Annotated in this window: 16 protein-coding genes; 12 read left to right on the top strand and 4 right to left on the bottom strand. The window is 73.4% G+C overall.

Annotated elements, in window-relative coordinates; all coding sequences use genetic code 11:
• Positions 1–61 precede the first annotated feature (61 nt).
• Both MKW14_RS29765 and hemW read left to right on the top strand, forming a co-directional pair.
• A complete protein-coding gene (locus MKW14_RS29765) occupies positions 62–1,984 on the top strand; it encodes a SpoIIE family protein phosphatase (protein WP_240867638.1) in 1,923 nt (640 codons plus the stop codon).
• Positions 1,985–2,015: 31 nt separating this feature from the next.
• A complete protein-coding gene (hemW, locus tag MKW14_RS29760) occupies positions 2,016–3,248 on the top strand; it encodes a radical SAM family heme chaperone HemW (RefSeq protein ID WP_240867637.1) in 1,233 nt (410 codons plus the stop codon).
• 265 nt (positions 3,249–3,513) lie between these two features.
• On the opposite strand, the gene MKW14_RS29755 is transcribed toward hemW, so the two are convergent.
• On the bottom strand, positions 3,514–4,317 hold the full coding sequence (locus MKW14_RS29755; RefSeq protein ID WP_240867635.1) for a DUF3097 domain-containing protein: 804 nt from the start codon (positions 4,315–4,317) through the stop codon (positions 3,514–3,516).
• Positions 4,318–4,348: 31 nt separating this feature from the next.
• The gene (locus MKW14_RS29750; RefSeq protein WP_240867633.1) at positions 4,349–5,080 is read right to left on the bottom strand and encodes an MBL fold metallo-hydrolase; all 732 of its coding nucleotides are present in this window, start codon (positions 5,078–5,080) and stop codon (positions 4,349–4,351) included.
• Between the two features lie 149 nt (positions 5,081–5,229).
• On the opposite strand from MKW14_RS29750, the gene hrcA reads away from it, so the two are divergent.
• From hrcA to MKW14_RS29700, 10 genes are all read left to right on the top strand, one after another.
• Entirely contained in the window at positions 5,230–6,246 is a 1,017-nt protein-coding gene (gene hrcA, locus MKW14_RS29745) for a heat-inducible transcriptional repressor HrcA (RefSeq protein ID WP_208782632.1), read from the top strand.
• The gene (gene dnaJ / locus MKW14_RS29740) at positions 6,247–7,383 is read left to right on the top strand and encodes a molecular chaperone DnaJ (protein ID WP_133041052.1); all 1,137 of its coding nucleotides are present in this window, start codon (positions 6,247–6,249) and stop codon (positions 7,381–7,383) included.
• 212 nt (positions 7,384–7,595) lie between these two features.
• Positions 7,596–8,672, top strand: a complete 1,077-nt coding sequence (locus MKW14_RS29735) for a nitronate monooxygenase (RefSeq protein WP_240867632.1) — start codon at positions 7,596–7,598, stop codon at positions 8,670–8,672.
• Positions 8,669–9,415, top strand: a complete 747-nt coding sequence (locus MKW14_RS29730) for a 16S rRNA (uracil(1498)-N(3))-methyltransferase (RefSeq protein WP_240867629.1) — start codon at positions 8,669–8,671, stop codon at positions 9,413–9,415. Before MKW14_RS29735 ends, MKW14_RS29730 begins: the two co-directional genes overlap by 4 nt.
• A gap of 19 nt (positions 9,416–9,434) precedes the next feature.
• Complete coding sequence (locus MKW14_RS29725) at positions 9,435–9,827, top strand: VOC family protein (protein ID WP_240867626.1); 393 nt, start codon at positions 9,435–9,437, stop codon at positions 9,825–9,827.
• An 85-nt stretch (positions 9,828–9,912) separates the two neighbouring features.
• On the top strand, positions 9,913–10,473 hold the full coding sequence (locus tag MKW14_RS29720; RefSeq protein ID WP_240867623.1) for a hypothetical protein: 561 nt from the start codon (positions 9,913–9,915) through the stop codon (positions 10,471–10,473).
• 258 nt (positions 10,474–10,731) lie between these two features.
• A complete protein-coding gene (locus MKW14_RS29715; protein ID WP_240867620.1) occupies positions 10,732–13,932 on the top strand; it encodes a S41 family peptidase in 3,201 nt (1,066 codons plus the stop codon).
• A gap of 52 nt (positions 13,933–13,984) precedes the next feature.
• Positions 13,985–14,338 carry a histidine triad nucleotide-binding protein gene (locus MKW14_RS29710; RefSeq protein WP_240867617.1) on the top strand — a complete coding sequence of 118 codons (354 nt, stop codon included), beginning with the start codon at positions 13,985–13,987 and terminating at the stop codon, positions 14,336–14,338.
• A 6-nt stretch (positions 14,339–14,344) separates the two neighbouring features.
• Positions 14,345–15,250, top strand: a complete 906-nt coding sequence (locus MKW14_RS29705) for a ribonuclease Z (protein WP_240867612.1) — start codon at positions 14,345–14,347, stop codon at positions 15,248–15,250.
• Between the two features lie 20 nt (positions 15,251–15,270).
• Positions 15,271–16,260, top strand: a complete 990-nt coding sequence (locus MKW14_RS29700; RefSeq protein ID WP_240867610.1) for an adenosine deaminase — start codon at positions 15,271–15,273, stop codon at positions 16,258–16,260.
• Here MKW14_RS29700 and MKW14_RS29695 read toward each other — a convergent pair.
• Together MKW14_RS29695 and MKW14_RS29690 are read right to left on the bottom strand one after the other, a co-directional pair.
• On the bottom strand, positions 16,257–17,474 hold the full coding sequence (locus MKW14_RS29695) for an MFS transporter (RefSeq protein WP_240867608.1): 1,218 nt from the start codon (positions 17,472–17,474) through the stop codon (positions 16,257–16,259). The two genes, MKW14_RS29700 and MKW14_RS29695, sit on opposite strands and share 4 nt — an antisense overlap.
• Before the next feature lie 187 nt (positions 17,475–17,661).
• Positions 17,662–18,447: an IclR family transcriptional regulator gene (locus MKW14_RS29690; protein WP_240867605.1), complete on the bottom strand. Its 786-nt coding sequence runs from the start codon at positions 18,445–18,447 to the stop codon at positions 17,662–17,664.
• Positions 18,448–18,454 lie beyond the last annotated feature (7 nt).

The following is an 18,454-nucleotide window of genomic DNA, read 5'->3' as shown; positions in this document are numbered from 1 at the left end:
GTCTGTCACTCTGTCCGCATCGACTGAGGCGTATTCGTCCGAACTGCTCGGGGAGTTGGGCATGGCGGCCATACCGACGCAACGGGAGACGGCTTCCCGTGCCTCCGATGCGCCGGCGTGCCAGGACGCGGACGGCGCGCGGGGCGGCGCGCGGACGCATGCCACGCTGCCCGGAAGCGCCGTCACGCCCGGGGCCGCCCGGGCTCTGGTGCGTGCCGCCTGCGCCGAGTGGGCCGAGGAGGAACGGCCCGGCGCCGAGCACCTCACCGGCCGTCTCGCCGACGACGCCGTCCTCGTCACCAGCGAACTCGTCACCAACGCCGTCGTGCACGCGGGCACCGACGTCGAGGTGGAGTGCCGGCTGGAGGAGGCGACCGGCGCGCTCGTCGTCGAGGTCCGCGACCAGCACCCCTCCCGCGCCCCGCGCGGCTCGGAGCCCGAAGCGCCGTACGAGACACCGGAGTACGGGCGCGGACTGCGGCTGGTCACCGCGCTCGCCGAGTCCTGGGGCGTCACCTACCGCCGGGGCGCCAAGACGGTGTGGGCGCGGCTGTCCGCCGAGGACGGCACGGCCGGCGACGAGATCGCCGCGTACGCCGGCCGGGAGGCCCTGGAGCGCGGGCTCGACGTCGCCGAGATCCTCGCGCCCGAGCCCCGGCGCGCCGAGCGCGACCGGGAGTGGCTGGGCCGGGGCGCCCTGTCCTTCCTCGCCGAGGCCTCCGACCTGCTCGCCGGGCAGCTCGACGAGAACCTGGTCGCCGCGCTCGCCGGACAGCTGATCGTGCCCCGGCTCGCCGACTGGTGCGCGGTGTGGACCGAGGACGAGGCCATGGGCCGCTGGGACGCCGAGGGGGCCTCGGGCCCGGGTCCGGGGCCACGGCTGGCCCGGGTGTGGCACTGCAGCGAGAACCGCATCGAGGAACTGCGCGCGGCCCTGGAGAAGGATCCGCCGCGCCCCACGGACGGCTTGCAGTCCGGGCCGGTGCCGTACCCCTGGCCCGGCGGCGCGCTCGGTCCGCGCGAGGCGCACGGCACCGCCCTCGCCTACCGGCTGATCGCGGGCGGCCGCCCGCTCGGCACCCTCGTCATCGGCCGCTCCGGACTGCCGCGCTTCCCCGACGAGGTCACCGGCCTGGTCGAGGATCTCAGCCGCCGGGTCGCCCTCGCCATCGGCACGGCCCGCCAGTACGCCCGCCAGGCCACCATCAGCCAGGTCCTGCAGCGCGGTCTGCTGCCCGTCGCCGTCGCCGAGATCCCCGGCGTGCGCAGCGCGCTCGTCTACGAACCCTGCGACAAGGGCGGCCCGAGCGGCGACTTCTACGACGTCTTCCCGGCCGGCGCGGGCCGCTGGTGCTTCGCCGTCGGCGACGTCCAGGGCAAGGGCCCCGAGGCCGCCGTCCTCATCGGCCTCGCCCGGCCCTGGCTGCGGCTGCTGGCCCGCGAGGGCTACCGCGTCGCCGACGTCCTCGACCGCCTCAACCAGCTGCTCCTCGACGACACCACGGAGGCCGCCGACGCCGCGGCCCGGGCCCTCGCGAGCGGCCGCCCACCGGGCCCCGGCGACGGCCCCCAGACCCGCTTCCTCTCCCTGCTGTACGGCGAGCTGGTGCCCGTCGGCGACGGCGTCCGCTGCACCCTCGCCTCCGCCGGCCACCCCCTCCCGCTGCTGCTCGGGGCCGACGGCACCGTCCGTACGGCGGCCCGTCCGCAGACCCTGCTCGGCGTCATCGAGGACGAGACCTACACCAGCGAGACCTTCCAGCTCGGCCCCGGCGACACCCTGCTGTGCGTCACCGACGGAGTCACCGAGCGCCGCTCCGGCTCCCGCCAGTTCGACGACGCCGACGGCCTCGCCACCGCCCTGGCCGGCTGCGCGGGACTGAGCGCGGAGCTGATCGCCGAGCGCATCAAGAGGCTGGTGCACGAGTTCGGCGGCAGACCGCCGGAGGACGATCTGGCGCTGCTGGTGCTGCAGGCGGAGTGAGCAGTCGTACCGGTACGGGACAATGGAGGGCATGCCTTCCGCACTCCCCGACGGCGAACCGGTCCCCGCCGACGGCGCACTCCCCGCCTCCGCGCTCACCGGGGCGGCCGACCGCCCCCTCGGCTTCTACCTGCACGTCCCGTACTGCGCCACCCGCTGCGGGTACTGCGACTTCAACACCTACACCGCGACCGAGCTGCGCGGCACGGGCGGTGTCCTCGCCTCCCGGGACAACTACGCGGACACCCTCGTCGACGAGATCCGCCTGGCCCGCAAGGTCCTCGGCGACGACCCGCGCCCGGTCCGCACGGTCTTCGTCGGCGGCGGCACACCGACGCTGCTGGCCGCCGGCGATCTCGTACGGATGCTGGGCGCGATCCGCGACGAGTTCGGACTCGCGGCGGACGCCGAGGTCACCACGGAGGCGAACCCGGAGTCGGTCGACCCGGCCTATCTGGCCGCCCTCCGCGAGGGCGGCTTCAACCGCGTCTCCTTCGGCATGCAGAGCGCGAGGCAGCACGTGCTGCGGATCCTGGACCGCACCCACACCCCCGGCCGCCCCGAGGCGTGTGTCGCGGAGGCCCGGGCGGCCGGCTTCGAGCACGTCAACCTGGACCTGATCTACGGCACCCCGGGGGAGTCGGACGACGACTGGCGGGCCTCGCTGGAGGCGGCGATCGGGGCGGGCCCGGACCATGTCTCGGCGTACGCGCTGATCGTCGAGGAGGGCACGCAGCTGGCCCGCAGGATCCGCCGCGGCGAGGTCCCGATGACGGACGACGACGTCCACGCGGACCGGTACCTGATCGCCGAGGACGTCCTGTCCTCGGCGGGCTTCGACTGGTACGAGGTCTCCAACTGGGCGACCACTCCCGAGGCCCGCTGCCTGCACAACGAGCTGTACTGGCGCGGCGCCGACTGGTGGGGCGCGGGCCCCGGCGCGCACTCGCACGTCGGCGGGGTGCGCTGGTGGAACGTGAAGCACCCCGGCGCGTACGCGGCGGCGCTGGCGGCGGGGCGCTCACCGGGCGCCGGGCGTGAACTCCTGACGGACGAGGACCGCCGGGTGGAGCGCGTCCTGCTGGAGCTGCGGCTGCGGGAGGGCGTACCGCTGACCCTCCTGAAGCCGGCGGGCCTGGCCGCCGCACACCGGGCCCTGACGGACGAACTGCTGCAGCGGGGCCCGTACGACGAGGGCCGCGCGGTTCTCACCCTGCGCGGCCGCCTGCTGGCGGACGCGGTGGTGAGGGACCTGGTGGACTGAACCGGCCGTCGGACGGATCGCGCGGCCGTGATGGCTCAAGGGAGGCCGGCCGCTGAACCGGCCGTCGGACGGATCGTGCGGCCGTGATGACTCAAGGGAAGCCGCCCGGGGAAGCCACCGTGCTCGGCCCGGGCCGGCGGCGACTGCCCCGGCGGCGCGTCCACGTCACCGCCTGCCACTCGGCGTGCGCGCGGGCACCGCGGCAGTGGGCGCCGCGCGAGATGCCGCGCAGGCGGTAGCGGAAACGGTCGTGAACGCGCGGCCGTCAGGCGGGGGCCGTGACGAAGTCGATCAGTTCTTCCACTCGGCCCAGGAGTTCGGGCTCCAGGTCCTTGTAGGAGCGGACCCGGGAGAGGATGCCCTGCCAGGCGGCGCCCGTGTTGTCGGGCCAGCCCAGCGCCCGGCACACGCCCGTCTTCCAGTCCTGGCCGTGCGGGATGCGCGGCCAGGAGTCGATGCCCAGGGCCGACGGCTTCACCGCCTCCCAAATGTCGATGTACGGGTGACCGACGACCAGGGCGTGTTCGCTGGTCACCGCCTGAGCGATGCGCCACTCCTTGGTGCCCGGGACCAGATGGTCGACCAGCACGCCGAGCCGGGCGTCCGGGCCGGGCGCGAAGTCCGCCACGATCGACGGCAGGTCGTCCACGCCCTCCAGGTACTCCACGACCACGCCCTCGATGCGCAGGTCGTCGCCCCAGACCTTCTCCACCAGCTCCGCGTCGTGCCGGCCCTCCACGTAGATGCGCCCGGCGCGGGCCACACGCGCGCGTGCGCCCGGGACGGCGACCGAGCCGGAGGCCGTGCGGGTGGGGCGGGCCGGGGCCGAGGAGGGGCGCACCAGGGTGACCACCCGGCCCTCCAGCAGGAACCCCCGCGGCTCCAGCGGGAACACCCGGTGCTTGCCGAAGCGGTCCTCCAGGGTCACCGTTCCGGCCTCGCAGCGGATCACCGCGCCGCAGAAACCGGTGCCGGGCTCCTCCACCACCAGACCGGGCTCCGCCGGGACCTCCGGGACGGGCTTCGGCTTCTTCCAGGGAGGGGTCAGGTCGGCGGAGTACTGGCGCATTCGGATGACGATAGGAGAAGCGCGGCGGCGATCACCGCGACACGCCGAAACGCGCCGCCAGCGCGTCCCGTTGGGCCCGTACGAACCCCGCGTCCACCACCGCTCCGTGACCGGGCACGTACAGTGCGTCCTCGCCGCCCAGATCCAGCAGCCGGTCCAGGGCGGCCGGCCAGTGCGAGGGTACGGCGTCCGGTCCCGCCTGCGGTTCGCCGGACTCCTCGACGAGGTCGCCGCAGAAGACCACCTCCGGGGAGCCGGGGACCAGGACCACGAGGTCGTGCGCCGTGTGGCCGGGCCCCACGTTCGCCAGCAGCACCTGCCGGCCGCCGCCCAGGTCGAGGGTGCGCTCGCCGGAGACGTGATGCCGGGGAGGAACGAGGGCGGTCACGGCCTCCTCCGCCACGTCCGCGTCCAGACCGTTGCGCACCGCGTCCGCCATCAGCTCCTCGCGCGCGTGCCGGGCCTCGAACACCGTGTCGATGCCGACCGCGCCGTACACCTCCGCGCCCGCGAAGGCCGGCGCCCCGAGGACGTGGTCGAAGTGCGGATGCGTCAGCGCGAGATGGGTCACACGCCGACCGGCCAGCGCCTCCGCCCGCGTCCGCAGCTCCGCGCCCTCCGCGAGGCTCGACCCGGCGTCGATCACCAGCGCCGCGCCCGCCCCCACGACCAGCCCCGCCGTGCAGTCCCAGCCGGGAAGCCGGCACCGCCCCACCCCGGCCGCCACCCGCTCCCACCCGAGCTCTTCCCAAGTCACCGTCATACCGCGACGCTAACCGTACGACCGCTGCCATAGGCCCGACCTTGCCCTGGGTGTACCCCACAGCCGTACACTGGGCCGGGGAACGCTGGCACTCGGCGGGACAGAGTGCCAGGCGAAGTGGCCAGGGGACGACTTCTGGAGGTGTGCGCATGCTGAGTGAACGACGGCTTCAGGTGCTGCGCGCCATCGTCCAGGACTACGTCGGCACCGAGGAGCCGGTCGGGTCGAAGGCCCTGACCGAGCGGCACAACCTCGGCGTCTCCCCGGCTACGGTCCGCAACGACATGGCCGCCCTGGAGGACGAGGGGTACATCGCCCAGCCGCACACCAGCGCCGGGCGCATCCCCACCGACAAGGGCTACCGCCTGTTCGTCGACAAGCTCGCCGGCGTCAAGCCGATGAGCGCCCCCGAGCGGCGCGCGATCCAGAACTTCCTCGACGGCGCCGTCGACCTCGACGACGTCGTCGCGCGGACCGTCCGGCTGCTCGCACAGCTGACCCGGCAGGTCGCCGTCGTGCAGTACCCCTCGCTCACCCGCTCGACCGTGCGGCACGTGGAACTGCTCTCGCTCGCCCCCGCGCGCGTGATGCTCGTGCTGATCACGGACACCGGCCGGGTCGAGCAGCGCATGGTCGACTGCCCGGCGCCCTTCGGCGAGGCCTCGCTCGCGGACCTGCGGGCGCGGCTCAACAGCAGGGTCGCGGGACGGCGCTTCACGGACGTCCCGCGTCTCGTGGAGGACCTGCCCGAGGGCTTCGACGTGGAGGACCGGGGTACCGTTGCGACGGTGCTCTCCACCCTCCTGGAGACGCTCGTCGAGGAGAACGAGGAGCGGCTGATGATCGGCGGAACCGCCAATCTGACCCGCTTCGGACATGACTTCCCCCTCACCATCCGGCCCGTCCTGGAGGCGCTGGAGGAGCAGGTCGTCCTCCTCAAGTTGCTGGGAGAGGCGGGGGATTCGGGCATGACCGTACGCATCGGTCATGAGAACGCCTACGAGGGGCTCAACTCCACGTCCGTGGTCTCGGTCGGCTACGGTTCGGGCGGCGAGGCAGTCGCCAAACTCGGCGTGGTCGGACCGACCCGCATGGATTACCCGGGAACGATGGGAGCGGTACGCGCAGTGGCACGGTACGTCGGACAGATCCTGGCGGAGTCGTAAGTGGCCACGGACTACTACGCCGTTCTCGGCGTGCGCCGCGACGCGTCGCAGGAAGAGATCAAGAAGGCCTTCCGGCGGCTCGCACGCGAGCTGCACCCGGACGTCAACCCCGATCCGAAGACCCAGGAGCGGTTCAAGGAGATCAACGCCGCTTACGAGGTGCTCTCGGACCCGCAGAAGAAGCAGGTCTACGACCTCGGCGGCGACCCGCTCTCGCAGGCGGGCGGCGGTGGCGCGGGCGGCTTCGGCGCCGGCGGCTTCGGAAACTTCTCGGACATCATGGACGCGTTCTTCGGTACGGCGTCCCAGCGTGGCCCGCGCTCGCGCACCCGGCGCGGCCAGGACGCGATGATCCGGCTGGAGATCGAGCTCGACGAGGCGGCCTTCGGCACCACGAAGGACATTCAGGTCGACACCGCGATCGTCTGCAACACCTGCAACGGCGAGGGAGCGGCCCCCGGCACGACCGCACAGACGTGCGACATGTGCCGTGGCCGCGGTGAGGTCTCCCAGGTGACCCGGTCCTTCCTGGGCCAGGTCATGACGTCGCGTCCCTGCCCCCAGTGCCAGGGCTTCGGCACGGTCGTGCCGACCCCCTGCCCGGAGTGCGCCGGTGACGGCCGGATCCGTTCCCGCCGCACGCTGACGGTGAAGATCCCGGCCGGTGTGGACAACGGCACGCGGATCCAGCTCGCCGGCGAGGGCGAGGTCGGCCCGGGCGGCGGCCCGGCCGGTGACCTGTACGTGGAGATCCACGAGCTGCCGCACTCCACCTTCCAGCGGCGCGGGGACGACCTGCACTGCACGGTGACGATCCCGATGACGGCGGCGTCGCTGGGCACCAAGGTGCCGCTGGAGACGCTGGACGGCATGGAGGAGGTCGACATCCGGCCCGGCACCCAGTCCGGCCAGTCGATCCCGCTGCACGGCCGGGGCGTGACGCATCTGCGCGGCGGCGGCCGGGGCGACCTGATCGTCCACGTCGAGGTCCAGACCCCCACCAAGCTCGACCCGGAACAGGAACGCCTCCTGCGCGAGCTGGCCAAGCTCCGCGGCGAGGAACGCCCCCAGGGCCAGTTCCAACCCGGTCAGCAGGGGCTGTTCTCGCGGTTGAAGGACGCGTTCAACGGGCGCTGACGCGGACTGGGGTGGCGGCCGGGGGTCCGGGGGTTGCCCCCGGGTCGGCACAGTCAACCCGGTCAGCAGGGGCTGTTCTCGCGACTGAAGGACGCGTTCAACGGGCGCTGAGGCATCCGTTCTGCGGGTGCCGAGGCTCACTCATTCACGTGGCCTATGCCGTCGGGGATGCCCGATTCGGACTTGTTCGGAGGACGTGACAACATGCGGTCATGTCCTCCGCGCTGACCGATCTCTTCCCGTATCCGATCGTGCAGGCCCCCATGGCGGGCGGAGTCTCCGTGCCCGCGCTCGCCGCCGCCGTGTCCGAGGCCGGCGGACTGGGGTTCCTGGCCGGCGGCTACAAGACCGCCGACGGCATGTACCAGGAGATCAAGCAGCTGCGGAGCCTGACCACCCGCCCCTTCGGCGTGAACCTCTTCCTGCCGCAGCCCGAGTACGCCGACCAGGGCGCCGTGGAGATCTACACCCACCAGCTGGCCGGTGAGGCCGCCTGGTACGAGACCGAGCTCGGCGACCCGGACAGCGGCCGGGACGACGGCTACGACGCCAAGCTCGCCGTCCTGCTGGACAACCCGGTGCCCGTGGTGTCGTTCCACTTCGGCGTTCCCAGCCGGGACGTCGTCGACTCCCTGCACCGCCTGGGCACCTTCGTCCTGGTCACCGCGACCACCGCCGAGGAGGCCCTCGCCGTGGAGCGCTCCGGGGCCGACGTGGTGATCGCGCAGGGCGTGGAGGCCGGCGGCCACCAGGGCACCCACCGCGACAACCCCGAGAACGACGGCGCCGGCATCGGCCTGCTCTCCCTCGTCGCCCAGGTACGCGAGACCGTGACGATCCCGATCGTCGCCGCCGGCGGCATCATGCGCGGCGGGCAGATCGCCGCCGTCCTCGCGGCGGGCGCGAGCGCGGCCCAACTGGGCACCGCGTTCCTCGCCACGGCGGAGTCCGGCGCGGGCGCCGTCCACAAGCAGGCGCTCACCAACCCCCTGTTCACGCGAACGGAACTCACCCGCGCCTTCTCCGGCCGCCCGGCCCGCGGCCTGGTCAACCGCTTCATGCGCGAGCACGGCCCGTACGCCCCCGCCGCCTACCCCCAGCTCCACCACATCACCGCGCCGCTGCGCAAGAAGGCCGCCGCGTCCGGCGACGCGCAGGGCATGGCGCTGTGGGCGGGGCAGGGGCACCGCATGGCCCGCGAGCTGGCGGCCGGGCAGCTGGTCGAGGTCCTCGCCGCCGAGCTGGACGCGGCCAGGACAGCGTTGTCGGGCAAGGGGGACCTGCGATGACCGCACCGGTGTTCGTCGCCGAGGACCTGCCGGCCGGCGCCGGTCCGTACGTCCTCGACGGCGCCGAGGGCCGGCACGCGGTCTCCGTGAAGCGGCTGCAGCCCGGCGAGGAGGTCGTCCTCACCGACGGCGCCGGCCGGCACGCGGACTGCGAGGTGACCGGCACCGAGGGCAAGGACCGGCTGATCGTCCGCATCGTCTCGGTGTCCGAGGAGCCGGAGCCCGCCCCGCGCATCACGGTCGTCCAGGCCCTGCCCAAGGGCGACCGGGGCGAACTGGCCGTGGAGACCATGACCGAGGTCGGCGTCGACGCGATCGTGCCCTGGCAGGCCGCCCGCTGCATCACCCAGTGGAGGGGCGAGCGCGGACTGAAGGCGCTCGCCAAGTGGCGGGCCACCGCCCGGGAGGCCGGCAAGCAGTCCCGGCGGGTCCGCTTCCCCGAGATCGCGGACGCGGCGACGACCCGACAGGTTGCCGCACTTCTCGCCGAAGCCGACCTCGCCGCCGTCCTGCACTCCGACTTCGAGCACCGCAGCGAGCACCTGGCCACCGCCGAACTCCCCGACCGGGGCGAGATCGTGCTGGTCGTCGGCCCCGAAGGGGGCGTCTCCAAGGACGAGTTGGCGCTGTTCGAGGAGGCGGGTGCGAAGGCGTACGTGCTGGGGCCTACCGTGCTGCGTACGTCGACCGCCGGCACCGCGGCCGCGGCCCTGCTCCTGGGCCGCACCGGCCGCTGGTCCTGACCACCCACGGGGGACCCACGTGGAACTCGCCCAAGTCCGCCTCCTCGTCACCGACTTCCCTGCCTGCTACCGCTTCTACGCCGACGTCCTCGGCCTGAAGCCGCAGTCCGGGGCGAGCGCGGGACCGTACGAGAAGTTCAGCCCGGCCACGGGGTCGGCGGGGATCGCCCTGCAGGACCGCTCGATGATGGCCGAGGTCCTGGACGAACTGGGCGACACCGCCACCGGCCACCGCTCGCTCGTGGTGCTGCGCGTCGACGACCTCGACGCCTACTGCGAGCGGATCACGGAGCGCGGGGCCACCGTGGTGCACGGCCCCGCCCCGATGACCGACCGCATGCGCGTGGCCCATCTCAAGGACCCCGAGGGGAACTTGGTGGAGCTGCAGGAGTGGCTGCTGCTGCGGACCTGAGGCCCGGCCGGCTCCTCCTCGGGGGGCGCTCCAATGACCGTACGCGCCCTTCCGCGGACGCGGACTCGGTGGCAGGCTGCCCTTCATGGGGGCGTTGAGGCGCAGTTGGCGACGGCCACCGGCACGACGGGTGGCGGCCGTGGCGGGGCTTGCCGTCGTGGCCGTCGGAGGGGCCGTGGCCTGTGATCCCGGTGGGCTCGGCACCGCGGCCGTCGCGTACACCACCGACCAGACCGCGACCAAGGAACTGAAGCGGCACCACATCGACGTGCAGTGGCTCAGCTGCACCTCCAACTACGGCAACAACAACACCAGTCACCGCACCATGCCCAGCGCGAGCGAGACCACCGTCGCCAACGTCGACTGCCAGGGGCAGACCAAGGACGGCAAGGACATCACCGTCTCCGGCAAGGTCACCCGCGCCGTGGACGGCGCCTGTGTGCGCGGCGATCTGACGGCCAAGGTCGGCGGCAAAACCCTGTTCCACGTCTCCGGGCTCGGCGACTGCACCTCCACGCCCTCCCCGATCGTGAACAACCCCAGCGGCGGCAACGGCAACCAGCCCGGCGCCACCGTCACCGTGACCGTCACGCGGACCATCTGGTGCAAGGGCGACCCGAAGTGCTGGCCGGTCCAGGGCAAGTGATCCAAACCGCTGCCCGGCAGCGCGGCGGCTGCGCTAGGGCCTGCCTGACAATTCCCGTCTGCCGCGCGACGCCTGGCACGCATGCTCGCGGCGTTGCCGAACCGCCCACGTGGCTCCGCCACGAGGGCGCTCCGGCGCCTTGCGATCGCACGCTCCCCCACGCTCGAACAACCTCGCGCGGGGGGACCCCCATGCCGCCGCGCGGCCCGCCCTCCGGGCGGACGACGGGAATTGTCAGGCAGGCCCTAGAGTGATCGTGTGACGCAGCCCGCAGCCCCCGCGTATCTCCGGTTCCCGCACCTGCACGGCGAGTTGCTCGCCTTCACCGCCGAGGACGACGTGTGGCTCGCCCCCCTCGACGGCGGCCGTGCCTGGCGGGTCAGCGCGGACAACGTGCCGGTGAACCACCCCCGTATCTCGCCCGACGGCACCACCGTCGCCTGGACCTCCACCCGCGACGGCGCCCCCGAGGTCCATGTGGCCCCGATCGACGGCGGCCCCGCGAAACGCCTGACCTACTGGGGCAGTTCACGCACCCAGGTGCGCGGCTGGACCCCGGACGGAGACGTCCTCGCCATCAGCACCCAGGGCCAGGCCAGCCTGCGCCGCAGCTGGGCGCGGGCGATTCCGCTCGACGGCGGCCCGGCGGCCACCCTGCCCTACGGCCCCGTCGGCCACGTGGCCTTCGGCCCGTCCACCGTCCTGCTTTCCGCGCCCATGGGCCGCGAGGCGGCCTGGTGGAAGCGGTACCGGGGCGGCACGGCGGGCAAGCTGTGGATCGACCGGGACGGCGACGGCGAGTTCGTGCGCCTGCACGAGGACGTGGACGGCAACCTCGAGAGCCCTGTCTGGACCGGCGACCGGATCGCCTTCCTCTCCGACCACGAGGGCGTCGGCGCCGTCTACTCCTCCCTCGCCGACGGCTCCGACCTGCGCCGGCACACCCCCATCGACGGCTTCTACGCCCGCCACCTCGCCGGCGACGGCACCCGGCTGGTCTACGCGGCAGCCGGTGAGCTGTGGATCCTCGACGACCTGGACACCGCCGAACCGCGCCGCCTGGACATCCGGCTCGGCGGCCCCCGGCTCGACCTGCAGCCCTTCCCGGTGAACGCCGCCCGCTGGTTCGGCTCCGCGCACCCCGACCACACCGCCCGCGGCAGCGCGGTCGCCGTCCGCGGCTCCGTGCACTGGGTCACCCATCGCTCCGGCCCCGCCCGCGCCCTGGCCGCCGAACCCGGCGTACGGGCCCGGCTGCCGCGCACCTTCCGGGTGGACGGCGAGGAACACGTCGTCTGGGTCACCGACGCCGAGGGCGACGACGCCCTGGAGTTCGCCCCCGCGACCGGCACCGCCCCCGGCGCCACCCCGCGCCGGCTGGCCGCCGGACAGCTCGGCCGGGTCCTCGACCTCGCCGTGGCCCCCGACGGCGGCCGCGTCGCCGTCGCCGCGCACGACGGACGCGTCCTGCTCGTCGAGCGGGACACCGGCGAGGTCCGCGAGGTCGACCGCTCCACCGACGGGGACGTCTCGGGCCTGGTCTTCTCACCCGACTCCGGCTGGCTCGCCTGGTCCCACCCCGGCCCGCGCCCGCTGCGGCAGCTGCGCCTGGCCAACACCACCGACCTGTCGGTCACCGAGGCCACCCCGCTCCGCTTCCGCGACTACTCGCCGGCGTTCACCCTCGACGGCAAGCACCTCGCCTTCCTCTCCGCGCGCTCCTTCGACCCGGTCTACGACGAGCACGTCTTCGACCTCGCCTTCGTCGGCGGCTCCCGCCCGCACCTGATCCCGCTCGCCGCGACCACCCCGTCCCCGTTCGGACCGCAGCGCCACGGCCGTCCCTTCGACGCCCCGGACAAGGAGGAGACCCCCGACAGCGAGGGCACCCCCAGCACCCGTGTCGACCTCGAGGGACTCGCCGACCGGATCGTGCCCTTCCCGGTCGAGGCCGCCCGCTACTCCACCCTGCGCGCCGCCAAGGACGGCGTGCTGTGGCTGCGCCACCCCGTGCGCGGCGTCCTCGGCGCCTCCCGGGCCACCCCGGACGACCCGGACCCCAGGACCGCCCTGGAACGCTACGACCTGGCCCAGCAGCGCATCGAGCACCTCGCCTCCGACGCCGACCACTTCGCCGTCAGCGGCGACGGCAAGCGCGTCCTGCTGTGGACCGACGACAAGCTCAAGGTCGTCCCCAGCGACCGGCGCGCGTCGAACGACGACGACAGCGACAGCAACATCACCGTCGACCTCGGCCGCGTCCGCCACACCGTCGACCCCGCCGCCGAGTGGCGCCAGATGTACGACGAGACCGGCCGCCTCATGCGGGACAACTTCTGGCGCCCCGACCTCGGCGGCGTCGACTGGGACGCCGTCCTGGACCGCTACCGGCCCGTCCTCGACCGCGTCGCCGCCCACGACGACCTCGTCGACCTCCTCTGGGAGGTCCAGGGCGAACTCGGCACCTCCCACGCCTACGTCACCCCGCGCGGCGGCTACGGCAACGGCGAGCGCCAGGGTCTGCTCGGCGCCGACATCTCCCGCCACGAGGACGGCCGTTGGCGCATCGACCGCATCCTGCCCGCCGAGACCTCCGACCCCGACGCCCGCTCCCCGCTGGCCGCGCCCGGTGTCGCGGTCCGCGCCGGCGACGCGATCGTCGCGGTCGCCGGCCGCTCGGTGGACCCGGTCACCGGACCCGGCCCCCTCCTGGTCGGGACGGCCGGCAAACCCGTCGAGCTGACGATCCTCCCCTCCGGCGGCGGCGATGCCCGGCACGCCGTCGTCGTCCCCGTCGCCGACGAGGAACCCCTGCGCTACCACGCCTGGGTCACCGACCGCCGCGCCTACGTCCACGACCGCTCCGACGGCCGCCTCGGCTACCTCCACGTCCCCGACATGCAGGCCCCCGGCTGGGCCCAGATCCACCGCGACCTGCGCATCGAGGTGGCCCGCGAGGGCCTGGTCGTCGACGTCCGCGAGAACCGCGGCGGCCACACCTCCCAGCTGGTCGTCGAGAAGCTGGCCCGCAGGATCGTCGGCTGGGACCTGCCACGCGGCCTGCGCCCCTACAGCTACCCCGAGGACGCCCCCCGCGGCCCGGTGATCGCCGTGGCCAACGAGTTCTCCGGCTCCGACGGCGACATCGTCAACGCCGCGATCAAGGCCCTGGGCCTGGGCCCGGTCGTCGGCACCCGCACCTGGGGCGGGGTCATCGGCATCGACAGCCGCTACCGCCTGGTCGACGGCACCCTGGTCACCCAGCCGAAGTACGCGTTCTGGCTGGAGGGTTACGGCTGGGGCGTGGAGAACCACGGCGTCGACCCGGACGTGGAGGTCGTCCAGCGCCCCCAGGACCACGCGGCGGGCCGGGACGTACAACTGGACGAGGCCATCAGGCTCGCGCTGGAGGCACTGGAGACGACCCCGGCGAAAACCCCGCCGGGTCTGCCCAGCTGACCGCCGACGATAGAGTTGCCCCACATCCGATCACCGCTGTTCAGGAGGGCACATGGCCGGGGAACCGCAGGACGACTGCCTGTTCTGCAAGATCGTGGAAGGGCACGTCCCCGCGACGATCGTCCGCGAGACAGAGACCACCGTCGCCTTCCGGGACATCAACCCCCAGGCCCCCACCCACATCCTGATCATCCCCAGGGTCCACTACGAGAACGCCGCCGCGCTCGCGAGCGGCGCACCGGAGGTCGCCGCCGACCTCCTCCGCGAAGCGCAAGCGGTGGCGGACGACGAGAAGCTCGAGAGCTACCGCGTCGTCTTCAACACCGGCGCCGGCGCGGGCCAGACCGTCTTCCACGCCCACGCCCACGTCCTCGGCGGCCGCGGCCTCCAGTGGCCCCCCGGGTGACCGACCGTGTCGGTACGTGAAGTGGTCGTCCTCGGCACAGCCAGCCAGGTCCCGACCCGGCACCGCAACCACAACGGCTACCTGCTGCGCTGGGACGGCGAGGGCATCCTCTTCGACCCCGGCGAGGGCACCCAGCGCCAGATGCTGCGCGCCGGGGTCGCCGCGCACGACCTGAACCGCGTCTGCGTCACCCACTTCCACGGCGACCACTCCCTCGGCCTCGCCGGCGTGATCCAGCGGATCAACCTCGACCAGGTCCCGCACGAGATCACCGCCCACTACCCGCGCAGCGGGCAACGCTTCTTCGACCGCCTGCGGTACGCGACGGCGTACCGCGAGACGGTCGCGCTCACCGAGGCCCCCATCGACACGGACGGCCCGCTGGCCGCCACCCCGGCCTACACGCTGGAGGCCCGCCGGCTCTCCCACCCCGTCGAGTCCTACGGCTACCGCCTCACCGAACCCGACGGCCGCCGTATGCTCCCCGACCGTCTCGCCGCGCACGGTGTCAAGGGCCCGGACGTCGGCCGCCTCCAGCGCGAGGGCTCACTGGACGGCGTCTCGCTCGACGACGTCAGCGAGGTCCGCCGCGGCCAGCGGTTCGCGTTCGTCATGGACACCCGTCTCTGCGACGGCGTGCACGCGCTCGCGGACGGCGTCGACCTGCTCGTCATCGAGTCGACCTTCCTCGACCAGGACACCGGCCTCGCCACCGAACACGGCCACCTCACCGCCGGCCAGGCGGCCCGCGTGGCCCGGGACGCCGGCGTACGGCATCTGGTGCTGACGCACTTCAGCCAGCGCTACACCGACCCCGAGGAGTTCGAACGGCAGGCGCGCGCGGCCGGCTTCGAGGGCGAGCTGACGGTGGCGCACGACCTGCTGCGGATCCCGGTTCCGAAACGTCGGTAAATCACCCGTACGATACTGCGATGCCCCTCCCCAAAGCAGAACTGCACCTCCACATCGAAGGAACCCTGGAGCCGGAGCTGGCTTTCGAGCTGGCCGCCCGCAACGGCGTCGAGCTGCCGTACGCCGACACCGACACACTCCGCGAGGCGTACGACTTCGCGGACCTCCAGTCCTTCCTGAACCTGTACTACGAGCTGATGGCCGTCCTGCGAACCGAGCGGGACTTCGAGGACCTGGCCAACGCCTACCTCGCCCGCGCCGCCACGCAGGGCGTCCGGCACGCGGAGATCTTCTTCGACCCGCAGGCGCATCTCGCGCGGGGCGTGGAGATGGGGACGGTCGTCGAGGGGCTGTGGCGGGCGCTGGGGAGCAGCGAGGCGAACCACGGCGTCTCCACCCGGCTCATCCTCTGCTTCCTGCGCGACGAGTCCGCCGAGTCGGCCCTGGAGACCCTGCACGCCGCGAAGCCGCACCTGGACCGGATCACCGGCGTCGGCCTCGACTCGGCGGAGGTCGGGCATCCGCCGGCGAAGTTCCGCGAGGTGTACGAGGCCGCCGCCGCTCTCGGACTGCGGCGCGTGGCGCACGCCGGTGAGGAGGGGCCGCCGGAGTACATCACCGAGGCGCTGGACGTGCTCGGCGTCGAGCGGGTCGACCACGGGCTGCGGTGCGTGGAGGACCCGGCGCTGGTCGAGCGGCTGGTGCGGGAGCGGATCCCGCTGACCCTGTGCCCGCTGTCCAACGTCCGCCTCCGCACGGTCGACACCCTCGCCGACCACCCCCTCCCGGCGATGCTCGACGCGGGCCTGATGTGCACGGTCAACTCCGACGACCCGGCCTACTTCGGCGGCTACGCGGGCGACAACTTCGACTCCGTCCAGCGTGTCCTGGGCCTGTCCGCGGACCACCTGCGCACCCTGGCCCGCAACTCCTTCCTCGCGTCCTTCCTGGAGGACGACGAGGAGCGCCGGGCCCGCTACCTGGCCGAGGTGGAGGCCTACGAGTTCTAGGCCGCCGTGGCAACATCCGGCGCTGTCTCGCGCCCCGAAAGGGGCGCGGGGCAGTGCTGATGTGCGGCTCCGCCGCGGGGCGTGACAAGCCCCCACCGGCCAGCGCGTGATGCGACTACGGCCATGGGAACGGCGATCACGAGCAACCCCACCGCCAACACAGCCCCCATCACCGGAAACCCGGCCTGCGCGGACAGCACACTCCCCGTGAGGGGCCCCGCCGCCGTCCCCAACGAAGACGCCGACCCCACCAGCACAGCCCAACGCCCCCGCGGATCCAGACACGCAGCCAGCCCGATGACGTACGACAGCACGACGGGGTAGAGCAGGTTCCACGCGATCTCACCGGTCGCGAAAGAGCCCAGGCCCGTCGCGGACGCGCTGAGCACGATGCAGCCCGCGATGACCGCCGTACCGGCCCCGACCGGCACCGCCCGTCCGAAGCGCGGCCCCACCGCGCCCGCGACCGTCACGCCCAGCAGGCCCGCGCCGAGCGCCACCGCGAAGACCGCGCCGACGGTGGCCTCCGTCAGATGCGCCTGGGACAGGCCGATCCGGCCGCTGACGCCCCACAGGGCGTTCTGGGCGAGGGACCAGCAGAGCATCGTGGCGGCGAGGACCGCGCCCGAGCGTCGGTGGGGGAGCCGGGTGCCGCCGAGGGGGCTGTGCGCGGCGGCCGTACGGACCGGGAGGCGGCCGGTGAGCGGCCAGACGGCGAGCGCGGTCAGGGCGATCGCCGCGAGCGGCTGGCCGTGGCCCGGGCCGAGGTGGGGGACCGCCAGATAGACGGCGCCGGCGAGCGCGGAAACGCCGAGCAGGCCCACCGTGGTCGTGCGGTGCGGGTCGGGCTGGGCGGCGATTCCGGTGGCGGCCACCGTCGTCGCCGTACCGGAGCCGAAGCCGCCGATCAGGGCGCCGAGGACGACGGCCGGGACGCTGCCGGTCAGCGCGGCGATGCCGTAGCCGAGGACGGCGAGGGTCAGGCCGACGCGGGCCAGGGCGCGGGCCCCGATCCGGTCGACCCGTGAGGCGAGGACGAAGCCCGCCGCCGCCGAGCTCAGCAGCAGGGCGCTGCCGAGGGCGCCGGCCTGGGTCGCGCTCAGGGGCAGGCCCGAGTCCAGGCGGCCGACCGTGGTGGGGAGCAGGTAGGGGGCGAGGTACCCGGCGGTGAAAAGGGCGACGAGGGGCCAGGCGGCGGTGCGAGGGGCGAACACGGGCGTTCCCAGGGCATGCGAAAGGAGCGGCTCAAGTGGGGGGTGGGCGCAGGCCGTCGACGGACAGGAACGCGCGAGCAAGTTGTATCAAGCACGCGGTTTGCGGAAGAAGCCGAAGTCGTGTGATGTGACACACGTTGCGTTTGGGGTGGGAGAGGTCGGGTAGGAGAACGGCCCGCTCATCGGGTCAGCGCCAGTGCGCCGCGCCTCCCGCGCCCGGTGCCGTCGCCTCGATCTTCGTCCTGATCTCCCGCATCACCGCCACGATCCGCTCCTCGTGCTCCGGCGTCAGCCGGGCCACCGGCACCGAGCAGCTGACGGCGTCCTGCGCCGGGACCTCGTAGCGCAGCGCGAAGCCGAAGCCGACGATGCCGAGGACGCCCTCCTCGCGGTCGACGGCGTAGCCGCGGGCGCGGACCTCGGCGAGGTCCGCGGCCAACGCCTCCCTGGTGGTACGGCTGTTGGGGGTGAGGGCCTCGTACGGGCCCTCGGGGAGGTCGTCGTCGGGGCGTTCGGCCAGCAGCGCCTTGCCGAGCGCGCCCACGTGCGCCGGCAGGCGGCGGCCGACCCGGCTGATGGTCCGCAGGTACTCGTGCGACTCCCGGGTGGCCAGATAGGCCACGTCCCGGCCGTCCAGGCGCCCCATGTGGATCGTCTCGCCCAGCGCCTGAGACGCCTCGTCGAGATACGGCCGTACGACCCGCACGCGCGGGTCGGAGTCGAGATAGCTGGTGCCGGTCAGCAGGGCGTGGATGCCGATGCCGTAGAGGGAGCCGGTGATGTCCGTGCGCACCCAGCCCCGGCCGATCAGCGTCTGCAGCAGCGCGTACATCGAGCTGCGCGGCACCTCGAGCGCGTCCGCCAGCTCCTGCAGTCGCGCCGGCCGGTCGCCGCGCGCGGCGAGCAGTTCCAGCAGTTCGACCGTCCGTGCCGCGGACTTCACCTCGCGAACACCGCCGCCTGTCTCCGACATGGGGCGA

Source organism: Streptomyces gilvus (genome assembly GCF_022513565.1).
Classification (GTDB): Bacteria; Actinomycetota; Actinomycetes; order Streptomycetales; family Streptomycetaceae; genus Streptomyces; species Streptomyces gilvus.
The sequence above is the reverse complement of the archived record's forward strand: the minus strand, read 5'-3'. Positions and strand labels throughout refer to the sequence as shown.